Source organism: Mycobacteriales bacterium, from assembly GCA_036497565.1.
GTDB lineage: Bacteria > Actinomycetota > Actinomycetes > Mycobacteriales > QHCD01 > DASXJE01.
This window is the reverse complement of the sequence record DASXJE010000034.1, coordinates 1-21,351: the sequence shown is the minus strand read 5'-3', so window position 1 is coordinate 21,351 and position 21,351 is coordinate 1. Positions and strand designations below refer to the sequence as shown.

The following is a 21,351-nucleotide window of genomic DNA, read 5'->3' as shown; positions in this document are numbered from 1 at the left end:
TGCGCATCGGGGAAAGCCCTGATCGGACCCTGATCTGTCTCAGATCGGGCCGGCGTCGTCCATGACCCGGTTGCGGCCGGCGGCCTTGGCCTCGTACAGGGCGGCGTCGGCGGCGGCGAGAAGCTCGGTCGGGTCGGTGATCCGGCCGCGGTCGCCCGCGACCCCGATGGAGACCGTGATGTGGACGACGTCGTCCCCGACGCTGAACGGGTGTTCGGCGACCGCGCGGCGTAGCCGTTCGGCGGCCGCCGTGGCGACCCGGCCACCGGTGTCGGGGAGCGTCGCCACGAACTCCTCGCCCCCGAACCGGCCGAGGATGTCGTAGGGGCGCAACTGGTCCTCGAGCAGCCGGGCGAGCTCGGCGAGGACGTCGTCTCCGGCGAGGTGGCTGTGGGTGTCGTTGACCGCCTTGAAGTGGTCGACGTCGATCAGCAGGATGCTCAGCGCCTGCTGCCCGCGAGCGGCCCGGGCGATCTCGCGGACGGTCTCGCGATGCCAGGTGCCGGCGTTGAGCAGCCCGGTCTTGGTGTCGGTGCGGGCGGCCGTGCGCAACTGGGCATGGGAGAGCGAGCGTTGCAGCATCATCATCGGCGGCAGCGCGGCGAGGATCAGCAGCGGTGACTGGGCGACCAGCGCCGTCACCACCACGCCCCCGCAGACCTCGACGCCCGCGAGTTGGACGACGTCGGCGTCGAGCAGCAGCGCGAGCCAGCGGGTCTCCGGCGTGGTGAGCCGGACCGCGGTCGCCACCAGCACCGCGGTGACCGTTGCGCAGCATGCCCCGGCCACTGCGGCCGAGGCGAGCAGGACCGCCGGTCGCGCCGCCCACGCCGACCCGGTCACCGCTGATCCGGCCAGGGCGTGGAACACCCGGCCGGCGGTGAGCAGGGCGAGCTGGACCCCGGCCGTGGTGAAGACCCGCCGGTAGACCGGGGAGGGCCGCACCCGCAGCTGGGTCCAACAGCGGTCCAGCACCGGGGCGGCGACCGCGTAGACCGGCGGGAAGAGCAGCCCGATCGGGAGCGTCCAGACCGCCATCAGGTCCTGGGCGATGTCGGTGGTCTCGCCGATCCGGCGGACGACCTCGACGCAGATGAGCGCGGCCGCGACCAGCGCCAGGCAGCTCACCAGCTCCGACCGGGTGCCAAGTCCGCCGTCGACGACCGCCCAGACCGCGGCCAGGCCGGCAGCGACGTCGACCGCCAGGACGAAGGCCAGCGCGGCAGGTGGGAGCGACCACAGCGGCCAGGACCGGACCGTCGCAGCCTTACCTCGCAGCGGCCCCTGCGCCGCCTCTCTCACCACGTGCCAACGCTCCGCTCGGGACCTTCGACGCTGCCGGATCAGCTGTCGCTGTGTAGTTGACGCGACGCTGCCCGTTACCGGTGGTGTTGTCAACTCGAGAACAGGCGGCATTCTATGCATCGTCCACACCACGACGCGGAGGCGATCCACATGCGGCACACCAACTGGACCCGGCACACCAACTGGACCCGGACCCGGCACACCAACTGGACCTGATCCGCACGCGGGTCCACGACCGCAGACCGAGTGGACAAAACCCACTACTAGTGGGTTTTGGACAGCTCGTACGGCGTGTCGTGGACCACAACCCACTAGTAGTGGGTTTTGTCCGCGGGGCGGGCGCGGAGGTCGGCGGCGATCACCGGGGCCTCAGACGGCTGTGGTCGACCAGGCGATGAGAGCCTGGCCGTCACGGTGATTGGAGCGGGGCGACCGACTCGAGCCCCGACAGGGCGACCACCTGTCGCACCGGCGAATCCAACGCGGCGATGAACACCAGCGGGATGTGCAGCACCCGCAACCGGGTCGCCAACGTGAACAGGATGCGCACACCGGTGCTGTCGATGTAGTCGACGTGGCTGAGGTCGACGGCCACCGTGGTCGTCTCGTCGGTGATCGCGTCCAGGAGCTTGTTCTCGGTCGCCTCGACGTTGGCCAGGTCGATCTCGCCGGACAGCGTGATGTGCACCGCACCCTCGTGGATCCGGGCCTGGACGTCCGCGCCGGGGGACTCGGTCATGGCGACGGCTCCGTCGTCGACCGCGCCATCAACCTGGACCGCAGGGTGATGTCCGTCCCCTGCGGGCCGTGGTCGATCGTGACCTCGTCGGTCAGGGCCTTCATCAGGAGCGTTCCGCGGCCGCCGTTCTTGCCGCGGCTCGGTCGGTAGTGACCGGTGTCGCTGACGGTGGCGACGACGTCCGGCGGCTGCAACTCGATCCGCACCCGCACCGTCCCGCCGCGCGGCCCGTAGGCGTGTTCGACGGTGTTCGCGCAGGCCTCACCTATGGCGACGAGCAGATCCGTGGCGCCGTCGCCGTGGATCCCCACCGCGTCGAGCCAGCGGCGGGTCGCCGAGCGGATATGGGCAAGTGCCCGCGGCGAGGCCGGCATCTGCAGGTCGAGGCCTCCGATCTCCTCGGTGGGCAGGCGGCGTACGACGAGCACGGCGATGTCGTCGGCGGGCGCACTCGTTCCGACCAGTCGGGCCATCACCGACGCACACGCCGCCTCGGCCGGCCCGGCCACCAGACCGCTCCGCAGGCGCTCCAGTCCCTCGTCGATGGGCGCACTCCGACGTTCCACCAGGCCGTCGGTATAGAAGCAGAGCAACGCTCCGGGTGGTATGTCGACGGTGCTCGTCCTCCGGCGCGGTTCGATCGTCACGCCCAGTGGCGGCCCGATCGGGACGTCGAGCAGGACCGCCGGCTCGCCGGGCAGCGCCAGCATCGGCGGGGGATGACCGGCCGAGCAGACGTGCATCCGGTCGAACGACGGCTCGATCATCGCGTAGAGCACCGTCGCCATCGTCTCCGGCACGAACTGCCGGCCACCGCGATCGACCTTCGCCAGCGTTTCTGCCGGATCGCCGCTGTCGATGGCGTAGGACCGCAGGGCGGTACGGAACCGCATCATGGCCACGGCCGCATCCAGCCCGTGGCCCACGACGTCACCGATCGCCACACACAGCCATCCGGACGGCAGTATGAAGACGTCGTACCAGTCGCCGCCGACGCCCTGCTCGGCCGGAATGTAACGGGCGGCGAACTCGACGCCCGGTGTCACCGGCAGGCTGCTCTGCAGCAGGCTGCGTTGCAATGTCGTCGCCGCCGCTCGGTCGACCTCGGAGAGTCTCGCCCGGACGGCGATACCCACCCAGTCGGAGACGGACTCCAACATGGCGACATCGGCAGGGGTGAACTGTCGCGGAGTCAGCGTTCCGACGTGCAGAACCCCGATCAGCGTCCCCTTCACCAGCAACGGGACGCCGAGCAGAGCCTGGATCCCGATCTCCTGCAGGATCGGGTTGACCACGGTGCCCTCGTCGACCTCGTCGAGAATGACGGGCTTCTTCTGCGCCGCGATACGTCCGGCGAATCCCGCCCCGACCGGTATGCGGACGCCCTGGCGGACCTCCTCCTCGAGGCCGCTGGCGGCCGTGGCGACGAGCTGCCGCCCGCTCGAATCGAGCAGCAGTACCGCCGCCGTGTCGGTTTTCAGCACCTGGCGGACCCGATCGAGCAGGTCGACCAGCAGGTCCTCGATGTCGAATCTGGCGATTCCGAGGTCGGCGAATGCACCCAGGTGGCTATGGGTCGAACCGACGTCGCTGCCGGTATCCGCGCCCGCTGGCATAGTCAGAGGCTAGCCGTGATCCGGCCCGGTTCAGCCCGATACGGCGGCTCCGGGCGGGGAATCGAGGACTGTGACGCCGTCAGGCGCCGGGCCAAGACCTTCGCGGGTCTTTGGTACGCCGCATGAGGTCGGCGGTGGCGTCGAGCATCTCCTGCGCCATTGTCGCGTGCTCGTCACAGAGCATCAGATCCGGCACATCCTCGGTCAGCATCGCCGTCGTCGTCTGCGCCGGGCATCGTTGTCCCGCCGGCGTCGATGCCTGGCATTGGTAGGGGTAGCCACCCTCAGTGATCATGACGTCTCGTTATCCCCGTCCGCCGGGTCCGCGGACGGAAAGATGCGGCTCTCGACCAGGTGCATGCCGAGCAGGAAGGTGAGCAGGACCAGCGGCGTGCAGATGCTGAGCCAGAACATCGTCACACGTCCAGTCTGCGGCGGTGACAGGGGCATCGCGGTGGTGTTCTCCGAGCGTTCCGACAGACTTCACCCGCGTCGTCGGGGAGGGCAGTCGTCGAGCCTGGCTAGAGAGGCGCATCTGCCCGGTCCCGGTGCCGCTCGCTGCCCGCCTGGGTGGCCGCGCGGTCGCCGGCAGGCTGCTCTTCGCCGTGTGCGATGACCGTGCCGGCTCCCGTGCGGAACGGGATCTCGTGCTCGAGCTGGTCGACGTCGGCGGCGACGTCGGATGCCTTGGGCGCACGCCGGATGGCATTGGTCAGGAGTACGGCGAGAACGGCGACGACACAGCCCATGACGACGCCGGCGGCGACATGGTTGCCCATGGTCGTCACCGTGAAGATCAGTGCGGCCACGACGCCGGCGAAGGGGAGCGTGATCACCCACGCGATGATCAATCGACCGAAAATTCCCCAGTTCACCGTGGTTTTCCGGTTCGTCGTACCCACCCCGGTGATCGCTCCGGCCACCGTATGGGTGGTGGACACCGGCGCGCCGAGCGCGGTCGAACCGAACAGCGCGACAGCGGCGGACACCTCCGCGGCGAAGCCGCTGACCGGTCGTAGTTGCGTGATCTTCAGGCCCATTGTCCGGACGATCCGCCAGCCGCCGGAGAGCGTGCCGAGCGCGATGGCGGACTCGGCGACGAGGGCGACCCAGATCGGAATGTGCAGCGTCGAACCGGCCGATTTCGCCAGGTGTCCGGTGGCGACCAGGAGACCGGCGATGACGCCCATCGTCTTCTGCGCGTCGTTCGCGCCGTGCCCGAGCGAGACCGCGGCGGAGCTGGCCAGCTGCAGTGTCCGGAAGCCGCGCTCCGTCCGGCCGACGTCGCGGCGCCCGAAGGCCGCCCGCAGCACGAGCATCACCAGGCCGCCGAGCAGCATCCCTACCACCGGGCTGAGCACGATGAAGATGGCCGTCTTCTCCAGGCTCGACGCCTTGATCGCGTCCATACCGCCGGAGGCGAGACCCGCTCCGACGAGACCGCCGACCAGAGCGTGCGAGGACGACGTGGGCAGCCCACGCCACCAGGACAGGTAGTTCCAGATGATCGCGCCGAGCAGGGCGGAGAAGACCACGGCGAGTCCGAAGTACTGCGACTTCACCGTCGACGCGACCGTGTTGGCCACCGCCGTACCGAAGACCATGAACGCGACGAAGTTGAACGCCGCCGCCCACAGCACCGCGAGCCGGGGCCGGAGCACCCGCGTGGCCACGATGGTCGAGATGGAGTTTGCCGAGTCGTGGAACCCGTTCGTGTAGTCGAACAGCAGCGCCAGGATCACCAACCCGACGACGCTGACAGTCGTCACGCTCACTGCAGGCCTCCTTCCGCCGACGAAACCGGCACTGAGGGCCGGCACGGACGGAGCCAAGCCAATGTCGGTGAACAGCAGGCGAACTGAAGGTGGCGGCCGAGCGAGCGCGGCGCGGAGACTCGGAAGCTAATCTCCGACTAGACCGGTCGGCTTACTTGACATTGCGGTCTTCCGGGATGAAAGGTTGTCTGGGTATGACGTCAGGTACGCGCCTATGGGAGGAACCGCATGACCCAGCTGAGGGAAGACCCCTCCGAGCTCGGCACCGAGACGGGCTACGAGCGGATCGACGTGCAGAAGGTGGGCGGATCCATCGGCGCGGTCGTGAGCGGCCTGGCCATCGGCCCCGGCCTCGACCCGGCGTCGGTCGCCGAGTTCCGGTCCGCGTTGCTCCGGCACAAGGTCGTGTTCCTGCGCGACCAGCTGCATGCCACCGACGCAGACCAGCGTTCGTTCGCCGAACAACTCGGCACCGTCACCAAGCCGCACCCGACGGTCAGCGGCGACGGTGACGCGGTGCTGCCCATCGACTCCGACTACAGCAAGGCCAACAGCTGGCACACCGACGTGACCTTCGTCGACCGGGCTCCGGCCATCAGCATCCTGCGGGCGATCAGCCTCCCGCCCTACGGCGGCTCCACGGTGTGGGCCAACACGGTTGCGGCGTACCAGCGGCTGCATCCAGCCCTGAGCGCCCTCGTCGGATCGCTGCGCGCGGTGCACTCGAATGTCTACGACTACGCGGCCGAGCGGCCCCAGGTCGGCGGGATCGACGTCAAGGAGCAGGAATACCGCGACGCGTTCCGGCACCAGGAGTTCATCACCGAACACCCCGTCGTGCGGATCCACCCGGAGACCGGTGAGCCGTCGTTGCTGCTCGGCCACTTCGTGCGGTCATTCGTCGGGCTGAGCAGCACCGACTTCCAGGATCTCTTCGGCCTGCTGCAGCGCCACATCACCCGGCTGGAGAACACCGTCCGGTGGAACTGGCGGCCGGGCGACATCGCGATCTGGGACAACCGGGCCACCCAGCACTACGCCGTCGCCGATTACGACGACCTGCCGCGGCTGCTGCACCGCATCACCATCGCCGGCGACATTCCGGTCGGCATCAACGGTGACACCAGCGTCGTCATCAAGGGCGACTCGAGCAACTACGCGCGGTCGGCCGCCTGAGCACGGACCCAGGAGGCCACGTCGCGGGCGACGTCGTCCGGCCCGCCCTTCTCGGTGCTGAAGACGATGTCGCCCGCTGCCCGTAGGTGGCCGGCGAATTCGATGTGCTCGTCGACATTGCGCTCCCGCCACGCCGGTCGCGCCTCCAACCGCGCCCGGCGAACGTCATCGGCGCAGTCGAGTACGGCGATGTGGATCTGGCCGATCCACTTGCGAGCCGGGAGCGGATCGACCTGGGCGCGGGAGAACGGTCCGAGCAGGACGGTGGGACGCCCCGCCTGCGCGACGGCATGTGCCACCGCGAGCCACGTGTCGCGGAAGTTGACCCAGTCCATCGTCTCGCCACCACACAGGCGACCGACCGGGTCGATCAACCAGTCGACGTCGAAGACGCCGTACTCGGGCAGGGCATCCACCAGGTACGGGAAGATCGTGGTCTTCCCGGAACCTGAGGCGCCGGTCACCAAGAAGACAGGAGCGGTGCGGGCCCGTTCGGTCGACCCGCACTGGGGGCATCGCGCCAGCGGCGGCTCGGACATCATGATCACGGGCTCCACGCAGACCTGGCAGTAGTGCATCGGGACAGGGTGCCACCGTGCGGCCCCGGATGCGCCCCGGATGCGCCCCGCCCACTTGCCCCCCGCTCCATCACCCCGTGATCAAGAGGGGATTCCGACACGAAACGCCGTACGAATCCCCTCTTGATCATGGGGAGATGGGCGGGAGGGACGGTCCTGCGACGGTGGCGCGCGGGTGTTGACGGGGCGGTGGGCGTGGCCGGAGGCTTACCCGGGCCCCCGGATGGACGGAGACGAGCAGGGATGACGACCGAGCCGTGGCAGTGGGACGAACCGATCTGGCGGGCGCACGTCGACCGCGTGCGGGCGGGCCGCCGGCTGGCGCCGGCCTGGCCCGGTGGTGCGCGGGTGGCCGTTGCGTTGTCATTCGACTCCGACCACGAGACGATTCCCTTGCGGGAAGGGGAAACCCGGCCCGGCAAGCTTTCCCAGGGCGAATACGGCTCGCGGGTCGCAGCACCCCGGATCCTCGCGGCGCTCGGCCGGTACGGCGTACCGGCCACCTTCTTCATGCCGGCGGTCTCCGCCCTGCTGCACCCGGCCGAGGCCCGGGACTACATCTCGGCCGGGCATGAGGTCGCGGCGCACGGCTGGATCCACGAACGGAACATCTTGCTCTCGCCGTCGGACGAGGCGGACCTCTTCGTGCGCTCGTTGGACGCCCTCGAGCAGGTGACGGGGGTCCGCCCGGTCGGCGTGCGTACGCCGTCCTGGGACTTCTCCGACGCGACCCTGGACATCATCGTCAAAGCGGGCCTGCGCTACGACTCGTCGTTGATGGCCGACGACGACTGCTACGAACTGGTGTCGAACGGCACGCCGACCGGGGTCGTCGAGGTGCCGGTCGAGTGGATCCGCGACGACGCCCCGTACTTCACGATGGATAGGCACACCTCGTCGCGGCCCTACACCGCACCGCGCGACGTGCTCCGACTCTGGCAGGACGAGTTCGACGCCGCGCGGGCGGCCGGCGGACTGTTCCAGCTGACGATGCACCCGCACGTCATCGGGCACCGCTCGCGCATGGTCATACTGTCCGAACTGATGACCTACATAACCGGTTTCGGCGACGCGTGGTTCGCCACCCATGCCCAGCTCGCCACCCAGGTCCGGACCCAACTCGCGGCCGAGCAGTTGCCCGCGTGAGCGGGGATGCTTCGGCGACCAGCGGCAAGGTGACGGACTGGATCGCCGAGCACACCGCCGACATGCTCGACGATCTTCGCGAGTACGTCGGCATCGAGACCCCGAGCGACGACGTCGACGCGCTGCGCCGCGGACGGGAGTGGGTCACCGCGTGGGTGACCGACCGACTCGGACCGGCGTCGTCGGCGACGACCCACGGTGGGGGAGAGCACGGCGACACGGTGGTCCTGGACTTCGACGCGGACGGTGTCGGCGGGGTGACCGTGGCGATGCTCGCGCACTACGACACCGTGTGGCCCGTCGGGACACTGGCGGCCATCCCGTTCTCGGTCAGCGACGACACGATCCGCGGGCCGGGGGTCTTCGACATGAAGGCGGGGCTCGTCCAGGCGGTGTGGGCCGTCCAGGCGCTTTCCGCGCTGGGTCTGCCCCGTCCGGCGCTGCGCCTGGTGCTCAACGGCGACGAGGAGATCGGCAGCCTGTCCTCCCGGCCGGTGATCGAGGACGCCTGCCGCGATGCGACCGAGGTCCTCGTCTTCGAGGCGAGCGCCGGTGGCGCAGTCAAGACGGCCCGCAAGGGTGTCGGGATCTTCGACGTCACGCTGACCGGCGTCGAGGCACACGCGGGCCTCGACCCCACAGCCGGTGCAAGTGCGATCACCGCACTGGCCGCGCTCGTCGACGACGTCCACGCCCTCACCGATCTCGAGGCCGGCACGACCGCCAACGTCGGCCTCGTGCACGGTGGCACCCGCCGTAATGTGACCGCGGGCCAGGCGATCGCGGGCGTCGACATCCGGGTCGCGGTCCAGACCGAGAGCGACCGGGTCGAGCACGCCCTGCACGGTTGGCGACCGGCAGATCCGCGGGTGCAGGTGCGGATCGACGGGGGATGGAACCGTCCGGTCATGGCCCGCAGCGCCGGTACAGCGGCGCTCTACGAGCGGGCCCGCTCCCTGGCCGCCGATCTCGGGTTCGACCTGCGGGAGGTGTCGGTGGGCGGGGCGAGTGACGGGAACTTCGCCGCGGCGCTCGGCCGACCGGTCCTGGACGGGCTGGGCGCGGTCGGCGACGGAGCCCACGCTCGCAGCGAGCACGCGACCGTGTCCGGCATGGTCTACCGCGCGACGCTCACGGCTGCGCTGCTTTCGTCGCGCGGTTGAGTCAGCAGCCGTCGCCGCCGGCCTGGGGCACGACGTCGGGCTGCAGTCCGATCGAGGCCCGCAGCCATAGCCGGTAGGTGTCGCGGTTGAACGCCGACGAGTACGAGGTGTACTCGAAGCAGCCGCCCTGGTGCAGGCCGCCGATCACACCCTTGACCAGCGTGATCCGGGTGCCGGGAACGGTGGCGAGCCACGGACTGCCGCTGCTGCCGCCGACGTACCCGTGGCAGTTGAAGGACGGGTATCCCGACGTGAGATAGGTCGGGACGGTGCAGCGGATCGGCTGGTCGTTGATGCCGGAATTGTAGGCAATGTCGGTGACCCGCTGACCGGGTCGCGGGGCGAACCAGAGTCGGTTGGCCCCGGTGACCTGCTGCACCCCGACGAGGTGGCGGCCGCGCTGCTGGTCGGCGACCTGCAGGATGGCGTAGTCGTGCTGCGGGTCCTGCGCGGAGATCCAGGACGGATCGACGTATGCGTGGGTGACGGTCCATACGCCGTAGGGCGTCTTGCCGGCGTCGTAACCCGGGGCGAACTGCCACCCGGCCGCGGTGCCGGAGACACAGTGCGCAGCGGTCAGAATGAGGTCACGGCGCGGACTGCTGATCACGCTCGCCGTGCAGCCGTGCCGGTGGGTGAGTCCGCTTTGGAACAACGGGCCCACCGTCGGGGTACCGCTGAACGTCTGTGCCGTCGGCGTACCGGGTGGTGCGGGCGGATCGGCTGCTGCCACGGGCGCCGTCAACAGCGTGGTCGCCAGCAGCGACGCCGTGGCGGCGAGCACCGCCACGATGAAGGGGCGCTTGCGCATCGCCGTTCTCCGATCCGAAGTCCTCGACCGCCTCAAGCCCCCGAGTGGGCCGTGGAGAGCCTATCCGGAGATCGGGCCGTGGCAAGGCCGGCGCCCAGCCGGTTACGCCGGTCGGGTTGTGGCCATCATCGGACGCTGTACTCGCGTCCCAGGCCTGATTGTGCGAGTAGGACGCACGATGTCGGCCGGCGACGGCTTCTCCGCCGGGGACGGGCCGGGTTGTGGCCATCATCGGACGCTGTACTCGCATCCGGAGCCGGATTTTGCGAGTAGCGCGTCCGATGTTCGGTGCGGGGGCGGGTCGAGGGTCGAGGCTATCGGTCGGCCGGGTGGTCGCCATCATCGTGCGCCGTACTCGCATCCGGTGTCTGATTGTGCGAGTAGGACGCACGATGTCGGCGCTAGAGCTCGCGGTCGACGGCGAACTGGTCGAGTTCGTGCGGGAGCTGAGGAACCAACCCGGAGCCGACATCGGCGTGCATGCAAGCATCTCGGTCGCCCAGGCACTGCTAGCCGCGGGCGCCGTCGACGAGCTCAGGTTGGTGATCGCACCGACGATCGCGGGCAGCGGGCGGAGGCTACTCGACGGCTTGCCGCCGATTCGGCTCGAGTCGATCTCAAGCACGGCGTCACCGACTGGCCATCTGCTCGTCGACTACGGCGTCATCCGATAGTGACCACGTACGACTAGATGTCGTAGTACATCGCGAACTCGTGCGGGTGCGGCCGGAGCCGGATCGGGTCGATCTCGTTGGTGCGCTTGTAGTCGATCCAGGTGCCGATCAGGTCCGGGGTGAAGACACCGCCCTCGAGGAGGTACTCGTGGTCGTCCTCGAGGTTGGTCAGGACCGCGTCGAGTGACGCGGGAACCTGCGCCACCGACAGCGCCTCTTCCGGCGGCAGCTCGTAGAGGTCCTTGTCGATCGGCTCCGGCGGCTCGACCTTGTTCTTGATCCCGTCGAGGCCGGCCATCAGCATCGCGGAGAAGGCGAGATAGGGGTTGCACGAGGGGTCGGGCACCCGGAACTCCACCCGCTTGGCCTTCGGGTTGGCGCCGGTGATCGGGATGCGGCAGCAGGCCGACCGGTTGCGCTGCGAGTAGACGAGGTTGATCGGGGCCTCGTAGCCGGGCACCAGGCGGTGATAGGAGTTCGTGGTCGGGTTGGTGAACGCCAACAGCGACGGTGCGTGGCTGAGCAGGCCGCCGATGTAGTGGCGCGCGGTGTCGGACAGGCCGCCGTAGCCGATCTCGTCGTAGAAGAGCGGGCTGCCGTCCTTCCACAGGCTCTGGTGGCAGTGCATCCCGGAGCCGTTGTCGCCGAAGAGCGGCTTGGGCATGAAGGTCGCGGTCTTGCCGTTGCGCCAGGCGACGTTCTTCACGATGTACTTGAAGAGCATCAGCGAGTCGGCACCGCGCAGCAGGGTGTCGAACTTGTAATTGATCTCGGCCTGTCCAGCGGTGCCGACCTCGTGGTGCGCCCGCTCGATCTCCAGGCCCACGCCCTGCAACGCCACAACCATCTCATCGCGCAGATCGGCGAAGTGGTCGTACGGCGGCACCGGGAAGTAGCCACCCTTGGGCCGCACCTTGTAGCCCCGGTTGCCGCCCTCCTCCTCGCGGCCGGTGTTCCACGAGCCGGCTTCGGAGTCGATGTGGTAGTAGCCCTCGTTGGTCGCCGTGTCGTAGCGGACCGAGTCGAAGACGTAGAACTCGGCCTCGGGCCCGAAGTAGGCGGTGTCGGCGATGCCCAGGCCGGCGAGGTAGTCCTCGGCCTTCTTCGCGACGTTGCGCGGGTCGCGGCTGTAGGCCTCGCGGGTCAGCGGGTCGTGGATGAAGAAGTTGATGTTGAGCGTCTTCTCGGCCCGGAACGGGTCTACGACCGCTGACTTCGCGTCGGGCAGCAGCAGCATGTCCGACTCGTGGATCTCCTGGAAGCCCCGGATCGACGAGCCGTCGAAGGCCAAGCCGTCGCTGAACGTGTCCTCCGACACGCTGCTGGCCGGGACCGTGAAGTGCTGCATGACGCCGGGCAGGTCGCAGAACCGTACGTCGACGAACGCGATCTCCTCGCGCTCGATGTAACGCAGCACCTCGTCGGGGTTGGTGAACATCCGTCCTCCGGTGGCAGTGATCGGTCCCTTGACCATAGGCGGGACGCGTTGCCCGGTCATGTCCCGGGTGTTTCCGACGCGTTACGCCGCCGCTCGCGCAAGCTTATCCGGCGGTTACGCTCGGGTCGTGACGCTGCCTGCCGGTTATCGGGGTCAGCGGCTCGGGCTGCCCCCGGAGGGGACCGGGTCGCTCGCGTCGACCGGGTCCCGGCTGGTGGGATTCGTGATCGACGCGGTCCTGTCCGCGTTGGTCGCCGGACTGTTCACGGCGCCGCACCTTCCGGGCAACGTCAGTTTGATCGTGTTTGCGGCCGAATACATCCTGTTCGGCGCTTTCTTCGCCCAGACGCCGGGCATGCGGGTCGTGGGAGTCCGGCTCGTGCGGGTCGACGGGGCCGACGGGCCGGCCCGGATCGGGCTGCCGCGGGCCGTCGTACGCACGGTGATGCTGATGCTGATCGTCCCGGCGATCATCACCGACGCCGACGGGCGCGGGGTGCACGACCGCCTCGCGGGGACCGCGGTGGTGCGGTCCTGAGCGGCTAGCGCCGCCGGATCGACCGTTCGTTGATGTTGCGCTGGGCGCGGGGCGGCACCGGACCCTTGGGCATGCCGGCCGCCTTGCCGCCGCCGAGCGCCTGCAGCCGCTTTTCGAGGGCACCGATCTGCTTGGTGTTGATGTTGCGCGGCAGCTTGACCAGGTAGGAGGACAGCCGCTTGAGCGGCACCTGCTCCGCCTCGTCGCCGACGATGATGTCGTAGATCGGGGTGTCGCCGGCGACCCGGGCGACCCGGCGCTTCTCCTGCGCGAGCAGGCTGCGCACCCGCAGCGGCGAGCCTTCGGCGATCAGGACGACGCCGGGCTTGCCGATCACCCGGTGGACGGTGTCGAGCTGCGCGTTGCCGGCCACCGACGGGCTGGTCCGCCAGTCGCCGCGCATGCTCTGCAGCACCCAGGCGGCCGCACCCGGCTGACCTTCGACCTGGGTGTACGCCGCCCGCTGAGCCCGCCGACCGAAGATCATCATCGCGGACAGGGCGCCGATCAGCACCGCCGGGACGATGTAGAGCAGGGTGTGATGGACCAGGAAGCCGGCGAGTTCGATCAGGCCGGCGACCACCACGAAGGTGACCAGCATGTAGGGGATCAGGCGCTTGTCCCGCTTGCGGGTGATCGAGAACGCCGTACGGATCTGGCGCAGGCGCTCCATCCGTCCGACCGATTCACCGCCGGCCTTGCCCGATTTGCCGCCCCGGTTGCCATCCCCACTCGTCGAGTCGGGCTTCGCGCCCTTCGGTTGCCTGGCCATGCCAGCAAGGATAGGGCGCTACGGCGATCGTCGTGTGACCGGTCGAGACCCCACTAGCCGAATGTGCGGGGTGCGCGGGTGAGTTCTCGTTATCCGGCGTGGCGGTCCCACTGCGGCCCGATGGACTGCCACTCGGTCTCCCAGCCCTGGATCCGGCGCCGATCCAGCAGCCACCGACTGCTGCGCCGGACGATCTCGAGCACACAGGTGACCGCGACCATCAGGCCGACGCCGGCCGATACGGCGATCGCGAAGATCGCGCCCGACGACGCGGGTGGCATGCTCGGCCGGCCCGCGGCGTCGAGCCAGACCCGCACCGCGTCGCCCGCGCGGTCTCCGGGCATCGCCTGAACCTTGCCGAGGTGGACCTTGCCGTCCGCACCGGTCCATCGGGCCTGCTCCCGCGGCCCCGCCGCGGGGTCGTCGGCCTGCCCGACCGTCGCCGGGACCCGGGCGTCCTGCAGCAGCTTCGCGGTCACCCAATGCCCGCCGACCCGCGTCTGCGAGGCGTCGGCGAGGCCGTGCACGTAGAGGGAGCTGGCCACCGACGCGGCGAGCGGCATGGCGGCGAGAAAGAGGATCAGCAGAAAGCTGGCGATGAGGCTCTCGACGCCGTCCGCACGCCGGTGCATGGGGTTGTGCCACCAGCACAGATATCGCGCCGGACGTAACAGCCGTGACACCGTGTGCCGACGCAGGATCGACATGCCCGCCCCCGAGGTCGTTCCGCTGATGCCAGTGTGGCGGATGAGGGGCCGGTTGCGGGGTCTTTGCGCCGGTTCAACCGGCGTTCTGCTCGTGCCACCGCTCGATGAGCCCAGGCAGCTCCGTGCGGAGGTAGTCGAAGAAGCCCATCGTCTCGCCCAGCCGCCGCCCGGCAGGTGTCTGCGGCCCGACCGCGGAGATGCCGTCACGCATGCTGTCGATCCACCGGGCGTAGCGCTGATCCTGCCGGGCGAAGACCTCGTACCAGACGTCGCTGTAGAGGCGGTAGACGTCGCGACGGCTGCCGGGTTGGCGCCCGCGCGCGACCAACCCGACCTGGACCAGGTAGTGCACCGCCCCGGAGATGGCGGCGGGACTGACCTCCAGCTGCTCGGCGAGCTCGGCCGAGGTGCGGGCCCCGTCGTCATCGATGAGTAGTGCGGCGAACACCCGGGCCGGCATCCGCGGCATCCCCGCCTCGGCCATGGCACTGGAGAAGCGTTCGATGAACCGGCCGACTCCGGCCTCGTCCCGGGCCGGGGCAGCGGATCGCGGGGTCTTCGTCACGTGGCTCACATTAGTACATCAAGTAACTTCACAATATTATGAATGTTGAGTACCGTCGATCTCATGGGTGACGCGATCGCCGTCTCTGGACTGGTCAAGTCGTTCGGGCACGTCCGGGCGCTGGACGGCCTGGACCTCTCGGTGGCGACGGGTGAGGTACACGGATTTCTCGGCCCCAACGGCGCCGGGAAGTCGACGACGATCCGGGTCCTGCTCGGACTGCAGCGCGCCGACGCGGGTGGGGTGACTCTGCTCGGCGGCGACCCCTGGCGGGACGCGGTCGACCTGCACCGGCGGCTCGCCTACGTTCCCGGCGACGTGACGCTGTGGCCGAACCTGTCCGGCGGGGAGACGATCGATTTGCTCGGCCGGCTGCGCGGCGGGCTGGATCCCGCGCGACGGGCCGACCTGCTCGAGCGGATGAATCTCGACCCGACGAAGCGGGTGCGCGCGTACTCGAAAGGCAACCGTCAGAAGGTCGCCCTGGTCGCCGCGCTCGCCTCCGACGTCGAACTGCTCATCCTCGACGAGCCGACGTCGGGCCTGGATCCGCTGATGGAGGAGGTCTTCCGCGAGTGCATCGTGGATGAGCGGCGACGCGGGCGCACCGTCCTGCTGTCGAGTCACATCCTCGCCGAGGTCGAGGTGCTCTGCGATCGGGTCAGCATCATCCGGGCCGGACGCACGGTCGAGAGTGGCAGCCTCGCCGACATGCGGCATCTGACGCGTACGTCGGTCACCGTCGAGGTGGATGGCGACCCGAACGTCGTCTCCAAGATCGATGGGGTGCACGGGCTGCAGATCGACGGCCATCGCGCGCAGTTCGAGGTCGACACGGCCGACATCGGCGGCGCGCTGTCGGAGCTGGTCCCCCTCGGGGTCCGGATGTTGACCGCCCAGCCGCCGACGCTCGAGGAGCTGTTCCGGCGGCATTACGAGGCAGATTCGCGATGAGCGCGTTCACCGGTACGACGCAGCTGATGAAGATCGGGCTGCGGCGGGACCGCTTCATGATTCCGATCTGGGTCTACGCTCTGGCCGCGTCGGCGATCGGTACGGCGTTCAGCTACCGCGGCCTCTACAAGACGCTCGCGTCGCGGTTGGAGTTCGCCGCCGGCGTGCGGTCCAACGGATCGACCCTCGCGCTGTACGGCCACGTCTACTCGTCGGGCACGGTCGGCGGTCTCACCGCGTGGCGCTTCGTCGGCATCGGCGCGACGCTCGCGTCGATCCTGAGCGTGCTGCTCGTGGTGCGCCATACCCGCGCCGACGAGGAGTCCGGCCGCCTCGAGCTGGTGTCCTCCGGCGCCGTGGGTCGCGGGGCACCGCTCGCGGGCGGACTGCTGATCGCCGCCGTGGCGCAGCTGACTCTCGCGGTACTGACGATGATCGGGCTGACCGTGGTGGGCCAGCCGTGGTCGGGCTCGGTGGAGTTCGGACTCGCCTGGTTGGGCACCGCGTTGGTCTTTGCCGCCGTCGCGGCGGTGACCGCGCAGCTCAGCGAGAGCGCCCGCGCCGCGAACACGCTGGCGATGAGCGTGCTGGGTGCGGCGTACCTGCTGCGGGCGATCGGCGACGCCGGCCCGTCGTGGGTGAGCTGGCTGTCCCCGGTCGGCTGGGCCCAGCAGGTGCGGCCGTACGCCGACGACAGGTGGTGGGTGCTCGCGGTGCCGGTCGCGGCGAGCGCCGTACTGACTGCGGTCGCGTTCCGGCTCGCCGCCCGCCGCGACGTCGGCACCGGCCTGGTGCCGATCCGGCCGGGCCCGGCGGTGGGGGATCGGCGCTTGTCGAGTCCGCTCGCCCTCGCCTGGCGGCTGCAGCGCGCCACGGTCGTGTCGTGGACGGTGGGGTTCGCCATCTACGGCGCCGCCATCGGCGGGATCGCCGACGGCGTGGGCGCTTTGGTGAACTCCAGCTCCGGCACCCGGGACATCATCGTCCGGATGGGCGGCCGGCATGGCCTGATCGACGCGTTCCTCGCGACCGTGATGGGGATACTCGGGATCGCTGCGGCCGCGTTCGTGGTGCAGTCGCTGCTGCGGTTGCGGTCGGAGGAGAGCGCGCAGCGGGCCGAGATCGTGTTGGCCGGCGCGGTCTCGCGGAGCCGGTGGGTGGCGAGCCACGTCGTCGTCGCGGTGTCCGGATCCGCGCTGATGCTGGCCGCGGGCGGTCTCGCCGCCGGAATCACCCACGGCGTGCGCGCGCACGACCTCGCCGGTCAGCTGCCGCGGGTGCTGGCCGGAGCCGTGATCCAGCTGCCTGCGGTGTGGGTGCTCGCCGGCGCCGTGCTGCTGCTGTACGGCGTCCTGCCGCGCGTGGTCGCGGCGGCGGCCTGGGCGCTGCTCGGCGTCTTCCTGCTCCTCGGCCAGCTCGGCCCGGTGCTCCGCCTGCCCGGCTGGGCGCTGGACGCGTCGCCGTTCACCCACCTGCCGAAGCTTCCCGGCAGCACGGTCGTCGTCCTGCCGTTGGCGACGTTGGTGATCGTGGCGGTGGTTCTCACCGCGGTGGGGATGACCGGCGCGGCCCGTCGCGACATCGCCTGACGGCGACCCGCCGTACGGTCAGCCGGCGGTCGTCGTCACCCGGCGGTTGTCGAGGGCCTGCTGGTAGAGCCGGCCGGCGCGGTACGACGACCGCACCAGCGGCCCGCTCATCACGCCGACGAACCCGATCTCGTCGGCTTCCTCGCGCAGCTCGGTGAACTCCTCGGGCTTCACCCACCGCTCGACCGGGTGGTGCCGCGACGAGGGACGGAGGTACTGGGTGATGGTGAGCAGCTCGCAGCCGGCGTCGTAGAGGTCCTGCATCGTCTGCGACACCTCGGCGCGCTCCTCGCCCATGCCGAGGATCAGGTTGGACTTGGTGATGAGGCCGGCGTCGCGGGCGGCGCGGATCACGTCCAGCGACCGCTGGTAGCGGAAGCCGGGGCGGATCCGGCGGAAGATGCGCGGCACGGTCTCGACGTTGTGCGCGAACACCTCGGGCGCCGCGTCGAAGACCTGCGCGAGCAGGTCGGGCTTGGCGGAGAAGTCGGGGGTGAGCAGCTCGACGCCGGTGCCCGGGTTGAGCCCGTGGATGGCGCGCACCGTCTCGGCGTAGAGCCAGGCGCCCTCGTCGGGCAGGTCGTCGCGGGTGACGCCGGTGATGGTGGCGTAGCGCAGCCCCATCGCCTGCACGCTCTCGGCGACCCGGCGCGGCTCGTCCCGGTCGAGCGGATCCGGCTTGCCGGTGTCGATCTGGCAGAAGTCGCAGCGCCGGGTGCACTGGTCGCCGCCGATCAGGAACGTGGCCTCGCGGTCTTCCCAGCATTCGTAGATGTTGGGGCAGCCGGCCTCTTCACAGACCGTGTGCAGGCCTTCACGGCGTACCAGGCTCTTGAGCTCGGTGTACTCCGGGCCCATGCGCGCCTTGACCTTGATCCACGGCGGCTTGCGCTCGATCGGCGTCTCGGAGTTGCGCACCTCGAGACGCAGCATGCGTCGGCCTTCGGGCTCCACAGCTGTCACGCTGCCCAGCGTACGCGGCGGCTATGGGGCGGCTGCCACCTGCGGGAGCTGCGCCAGGGCGGCGTCGAGGTCGGACTGGGACAGCTGGTGGTCGACCATCTCGCCGGCCAGGAAGCTGCCGTACGCCGGGAGGTCGAGGTGACCGTGGCCACACAGCGCCGTGAGGATGACCTTCTCCTCGCCGGTCTCCTTGCAGCGCAGCGCCTCCTCGATGCAGGCGGCCAGGGCGTGGGTCGGCTCGGGGGCCGGGATGATGCCCTCGGTGCGGGCGAACTGGACGCCGGCGGTGAAGCACTCGATCTGCGTCTTCGCGGTGGCCTCGAGCAGCCCCAGCTCGACGATGTGGGAGATCAGCGGGGACATGCCGTGGTAGCGCAGGCCGCCGGCGTGGATCGGATCGGGGACGAAGTCGTGGCCGAGGGTGTGCATCTTCATCAGCGGGGTCATGCCGGCGACATCGCCGAAGTCGTAGGCGTAGGTGCCCTTGGTGAGGCTCGGGCAGGCGGCCGGCTCGACCGCGCGGATGACCGGGTCGATGCGTCCGGCGAGCTTCTCCCGCAGGAACGGGAACGACAGCCCGGCGAAGTTGGACCCACCACCGGTGCAGCCGACGATGACGTCGGGGGTGACGCCGACCTTCGCGAACTGCAGCAGCGCCTCCTCACCGATGATGGTCTGGTGCAGCAGCACGTGGTTGAGGACGCTGCCGAGGGCGTAGTTGGTGTCCGGGTTCTGCGCCGCCACCTCGACGGCCTCGCTGATCGCGATGCCCAGGCTGCCGGGGGAGTCGGGCTGCTCGGCGAGGATCGCGCGCCCGGCGTTGGTGAGATCGGACGGGCTCGGGTGGATCGTGCCGCCGAACGTTTCGATCATGATCTTGCGGTAGGGCTTCTGGTCGTAGGAAGCCCGCACCTGCCAGATCTCGGCCTCGAGGCCGAACTGCGCGCAGGCGAAAGCGAGCGCGGTGCCCCACTGCCCGGCGCCGGTCTCGGTGGTGAGCCGTCGTACGCCGGCCTTGGCGTTGTAGTAGGCCTGCGGTACGGCGGTGTTGGGCTTGTGTGAGCCGGCCGGGCTGACGCCTTCGTACTTGTAGTAGATCTTCGCCGGCGTACCGAGGGCGCGCTCGAGGCGGTGGGCGCGGTAGAGCGGCGACGGCCGCCAGAGCCGGTAGACGTCGAGCACCTCGTCGGGGATATCGACGTACCGCTCGGTCGTGACCTCCTGGGCGATGAGGTCCATCGGGAACAGCGGCGCGAGGTCGTCCGGGCCGACCGGCTGACCGGTGCCGGGATGCAGCACCGGCGGTAGCGGGCTGGGCAGGTCGGCGAGCAGGTTGTACCAGCGGCGCGGCATCTCCGACTCGTCGAGCAGGATCTTCGTGGGTTCGGTCATGGCGATCTCCTGGAACCGGCGGCCTCTTCCCAGGACCCTAGCCGTCCGCGCCGCCTGCGTCGGCCCGCGTTGGTCCGCGCCGTCGCCCGACTCCGGTGATCAAGAGGGGATTTCCGGTGCGAAACGCCGTACGAATCCCCTCTTGATCATGAGTGTGGACGACGTCGGTGCGCACGCGGTGATCTTCGGCATCCTTCTGCGGTGGGCTGGGAGGCGGTGCTGCGGCAGGGGGAGAAGGTCGCGCGCTATGCCGACCTGGTCGATGCCGGCCTCAGCATGAGCACGTTGCGGTCGCGGGTGCGTTCCGGTCGCTGGCAGCGGGTGTTGCCCGGTGTCCTCGTCGCGCACTCGGGACCCATGTCGGCGCGGCAGCGGTGGCGGGCGGGACTTGCGTACGCCGGGCCGGGTGCCGTGTTGAGCTACCGCAGCGCGGCGCACCTGCACGGACTACGGATCGTCGAACGAGACGTAGAGGTGACGGTGCCGCATGGTTGTCGTCGTCCACCGAGCGGATTCGTCGTCGTGCACCAGGCGTTGGTCCCGGTTGTCTGCGTCGTGCGGGTAGGGCTGCCGTGCACCGATGCCGCGCGAACGTTGGTCGACGTCGCCTGCCGACTGCCCCTTCGTGGTGACGTGCGCGCCATGGTGTCCGACGCGGTGCAACGCCGTCTCGTCGACGTGGACGACCTGCGCGCGCAGGTCGATTCCGCCCCACCCAACGGATCGCGCTGGCTCCGGCTCACTCTCGACGAGGTCGTGGCCGGCGCCAGGTCGGCGGGTGAAGCCGAGTTTCTCCAGCTGATACGCCGCGCTCGGCTACCCGAGCCGGAGTGGAACGCCACAGTACACACTGCTTCCGGCAGCTACGTCGTCGATGCGTTGTGGCGGAAGCAACGGGTCGGTGGCGAGGTGGACGGCATGGCGTGGCACCTCGACGCGGCGTCCTGGGAACAGGATCTGCGGCGGCAGAACCACATTCACGCGGCCGGTTTCACGCTGCTCCGGTTTCCGGTACGACGGCTGCGGGACGATCCGCTCGGTGTGATCGACGACCTCCGCGCTGCCCTCTGTGTGCCGCAGCCGCCGCCCCATCTCCCATGATCAAGAGGGGATTCGTACGGCGTTTCGTGTCGAAATCCCCTCTTGATCATGGGAGGGGAGGAGGGCGGGTTCGGGGGCGAGCAGGCCGCGGAGTCGGGGCACGACTGCCTCCTGCGCCGCGGCGACGGAGACGTCACGGCCGAGTTCGGCGGACAGGGATGTCACGCCGGCGTCGGTGATGCCGCACGGCACGATCCGGCCGTACTCGGTGAGGTCGGGGTCGCAGTTGAGTGCGAAGCCGTGCATCGTCACGCACTTGCTGACCCGTACGCCGATCGCGGCGACCTTGCGATCCGGGCCGCGGTCGTCGGCGGTGACCCACACGCCGGTGCGGCCGTCGACCCGGGTG

Annotated in this window: 23 protein-coding genes; 8 read left to right on the top strand and 15 right to left on the bottom strand. The window is 69.7% G+C overall.

Features of this window, described 5'->3' with window-relative positions; translation table 11 throughout:
- Positions 1 to 39 precede the first annotated feature (39 nt).
- The 6 genes from VGH85_03320 to VGH85_03295 all read right to left on the bottom strand — a co-directional run bounded on the left by VGH85_03320 (position 40) and on the right by VGH85_03295 (position 5,435).
- Positions 40 to 1,305 (bottom strand): GGDEF domain-containing protein, encoded by a 1,266-nt coding sequence (locus VGH85_03320; protein ID HEY2172822.1) that lies wholly within the window; start codon positions 1,303 to 1,305, stop codon positions 40 to 42.
- A 409-nt stretch (positions 1,306 to 1,714) separates the two neighbouring features.
- Complete coding sequence (locus VGH85_03315) at positions 1,715 to 2,044, bottom strand: STAS domain-containing protein (GenBank protein ID HEY2172821.1); 330 nt, start codon at positions 2,042 to 2,044, stop codon at positions 1,715 to 1,717.
- Positions 2,041 to 3,660: a SpoIIE family protein phosphatase gene (locus VGH85_03310; GenBank protein HEY2172820.1), complete on the bottom strand. Its 1,620-nt coding sequence runs from the start codon at positions 3,658 to 3,660 to the stop codon at positions 2,041 to 2,043. Before VGH85_03310 ends, VGH85_03315 begins: the two co-directional genes overlap by 4 nt.
- A 79-nt stretch (positions 3,661 to 3,739) precedes the next feature.
- Positions 3,740 to 3,955: a hypothetical protein gene (locus VGH85_03305; GenBank protein HEY2172819.1), complete on the bottom strand. Its 216-nt coding sequence runs from the start codon at positions 3,953 to 3,955 to the stop codon at positions 3,740 to 3,742.
- Complete coding sequence (locus VGH85_03300) at positions 3,952 to 4,080, bottom strand: hypothetical protein (protein ID HEY2172818.1); 129 nt, start codon at positions 4,078 to 4,080, stop codon at positions 3,952 to 3,954. The genes VGH85_03305 and VGH85_03300 overlap by 4 nt, the downstream gene beginning before the upstream one ends.
- 101 nt (positions 4,081 to 4,181) lie before the next feature.
- Complete coding sequence (locus VGH85_03295; GenBank protein HEY2172817.1) at positions 4,182 to 5,435, bottom strand: anion permease; 1,254 nt, start codon at positions 5,433 to 5,435, stop codon at positions 4,182 to 4,184.
- 228 nt (positions 5,436 to 5,663) lie between these two features.
- On the opposite strand from VGH85_03295, the gene VGH85_03290 reads away from it, so the two are divergent.
- Entirely contained in the window at positions 5,664 to 6,611 is a 948-nt protein-coding gene (locus VGH85_03290) for a TauD/TfdA family dioxygenase (protein HEY2172816.1), read from the top strand.
- Here the strand turns inward: VGH85_03290 and VGH85_03285 are convergent.
- The gene (locus VGH85_03285; GenBank protein HEY2172815.1) at positions 6,590 to 7,189 is read right to left on the bottom strand and encodes a hypothetical protein; all 600 of its coding nucleotides are present in this window, start codon (positions 7,187 to 7,189) and stop codon (positions 6,590 to 6,592) included. The genes VGH85_03290 and VGH85_03285 overlap by 22 nt on opposite strands.
- Before the next feature lie 243 nt (positions 7,190 to 7,432).
- Between VGH85_03285 and VGH85_03280 the strand changes: the two genes are divergently transcribed.
- Together VGH85_03280 and VGH85_03275 are read left to right on the top strand one after the other, a co-directional pair.
- Positions 7,433 to 8,335 carry a polysaccharide deacetylase gene (locus VGH85_03280; protein HEY2172814.1) on the top strand — a complete coding sequence of 301 codons (903 nt, stop codon included), beginning with the start codon at positions 7,433 to 7,435 and terminating at the stop codon, positions 8,333 to 8,335.
- Positions 8,332 to 9,498, top strand: a complete 1,167-nt coding sequence (locus VGH85_03275; protein HEY2172813.1) for a M20 family metallopeptidase — start codon at positions 8,332 to 8,334, stop codon at positions 9,496 to 9,498. The genes VGH85_03280 and VGH85_03275 overlap by 4 nt, the downstream gene beginning before the upstream one ends.
- Before the next feature lies 1 nt (position 9,499).
- Here VGH85_03275 and VGH85_03270 read toward each other — a convergent pair whose 3' ends face one another.
- Positions 9,500 to 10,309 carry a trypsin-like peptidase domain-containing protein gene (locus VGH85_03270; protein ID HEY2172812.1) on the bottom strand — a complete coding sequence of 270 codons (810 nt, stop codon included), beginning with the start codon at positions 10,307 to 10,309 and terminating at the stop codon, positions 9,500 to 9,502.
- 392 nt (positions 10,310 to 10,701) lie between these two features.
- Between VGH85_03270 and VGH85_03265 the strand changes: the two genes are divergently transcribed.
- Positions 10,702 to 10,983, top strand: coding sequence for a dihydrofolate reductase family protein (locus VGH85_03265; protein ID HEY2172811.1), 282 nt, complete (start codon positions 10,702 to 10,704; stop codon positions 10,981 to 10,983).
- Positions 10,984 to 10,996: 13 nt separating this feature from the next.
- Here VGH85_03265 and glnA read toward each other — a convergent pair whose 3' ends face one another.
- Positions 10,997 to 12,421: a type I glutamate--ammonia ligase gene (glnA, locus tag VGH85_03260; protein HEY2172810.1), complete on the bottom strand. Its 1,425-nt coding sequence runs from the start codon at positions 12,419 to 12,421 to the stop codon at positions 10,997 to 10,999.
- A 127-nt stretch (positions 12,422 to 12,548) separates the two neighbouring features.
- Between glnA and VGH85_03255 the strand changes: the two genes are divergently transcribed.
- A complete protein-coding gene (locus tag VGH85_03255; GenBank protein HEY2172809.1) occupies positions 12,549 to 12,959 on the top strand; it encodes an RDD family protein in 411 nt (136 codons plus the stop codon).
- A 4-nt stretch (positions 12,960 to 12,963) separates the two neighbouring features.
- Here the strand turns inward: VGH85_03255 and VGH85_03250 are convergent, their stop codons facing one another.
- The 3 genes from VGH85_03250 to VGH85_03240 all read right to left on the bottom strand — a co-directional run bounded on the left by VGH85_03250 (position 12,964) and on the right by VGH85_03240 (position 15,003).
- Positions 12,964 to 13,731, bottom strand: a complete 768-nt coding sequence (locus VGH85_03250; GenBank protein HEY2172808.1) for a DUF4191 domain-containing protein — start codon at positions 13,729 to 13,731, stop codon at positions 12,964 to 12,966.
- A gap of 89 nt (positions 13,732 to 13,820) precedes the next feature.
- The gene (locus VGH85_03245) at positions 13,821 to 14,438 is read right to left on the bottom strand and encodes a hypothetical protein (GenBank protein ID HEY2172807.1); all 618 of its coding nucleotides are present in this window, start codon (positions 14,436 to 14,438) and stop codon (positions 13,821 to 13,823) included.
- Positions 14,439 to 14,511: 73 nt separating this feature from the next.
- Entirely contained in the window at positions 14,512 to 15,003 is a 492-nt protein-coding gene (locus VGH85_03240; GenBank protein HEY2172806.1) for a MarR family transcriptional regulator, read from the bottom strand.
- A gap of 63 nt (positions 15,004 to 15,066) precedes the next feature.
- Between VGH85_03240 and VGH85_03235 the strand changes: the two genes are divergently transcribed.
- On the top strand, positions 15,067 to 15,957 hold the full coding sequence (locus VGH85_03235; protein HEY2172805.1) for an ABC transporter ATP-binding protein: 891 nt from the start codon (positions 15,067 to 15,069) through the stop codon (positions 15,955 to 15,957).
- Entirely contained in the window at positions 15,954 to 17,546 is a 1,593-nt protein-coding gene (locus VGH85_03230) for an ABC transporter permease (GenBank protein HEY2172804.1), read from the top strand. Before VGH85_03235 ends, VGH85_03230 begins: the two co-directional genes overlap by 4 nt.
- An 18-nt stretch (positions 17,547 to 17,564) precedes the next feature.
- Here the strand turns inward: VGH85_03230 and lipA are convergent, their stop codons facing one another.
- Positions 17,565 to 18,479: a lipoyl synthase gene (gene lipA / locus VGH85_03225; protein HEY2172803.1), complete on the bottom strand. Its 915-nt coding sequence runs from the start codon at positions 18,477 to 18,479 to the stop codon at positions 17,565 to 17,567.
- Positions 18,480 to 18,530: 51 nt separating this feature from the next.
- Complete coding sequence (locus VGH85_03220) at positions 18,531 to 19,901, bottom strand: TrpB-like pyridoxal phosphate-dependent enzyme (protein HEY2172802.1); 1,371 nt, start codon at positions 19,899 to 19,901, stop codon at positions 18,531 to 18,533.
- A gap of 201 nt (positions 19,902 to 20,102) precedes the next feature.
- Between VGH85_03220 and VGH85_03215 the strand changes: the two genes are divergently transcribed.
- Positions 20,103 to 21,002, top strand: a complete 900-nt coding sequence (locus VGH85_03215; protein ID HEY2172801.1) for a DUF559 domain-containing protein — start codon at positions 20,103 to 20,105, stop codon at positions 21,000 to 21,002.
- Here VGH85_03215 and VGH85_03210 read toward each other — a convergent pair.
- Positions 21,003 to 21,351 (bottom strand): hypothetical protein (locus tag VGH85_03210; GenBank protein HEY2172800.1); only part of this gene is annotated, 349 nt, incomplete at its 5' end.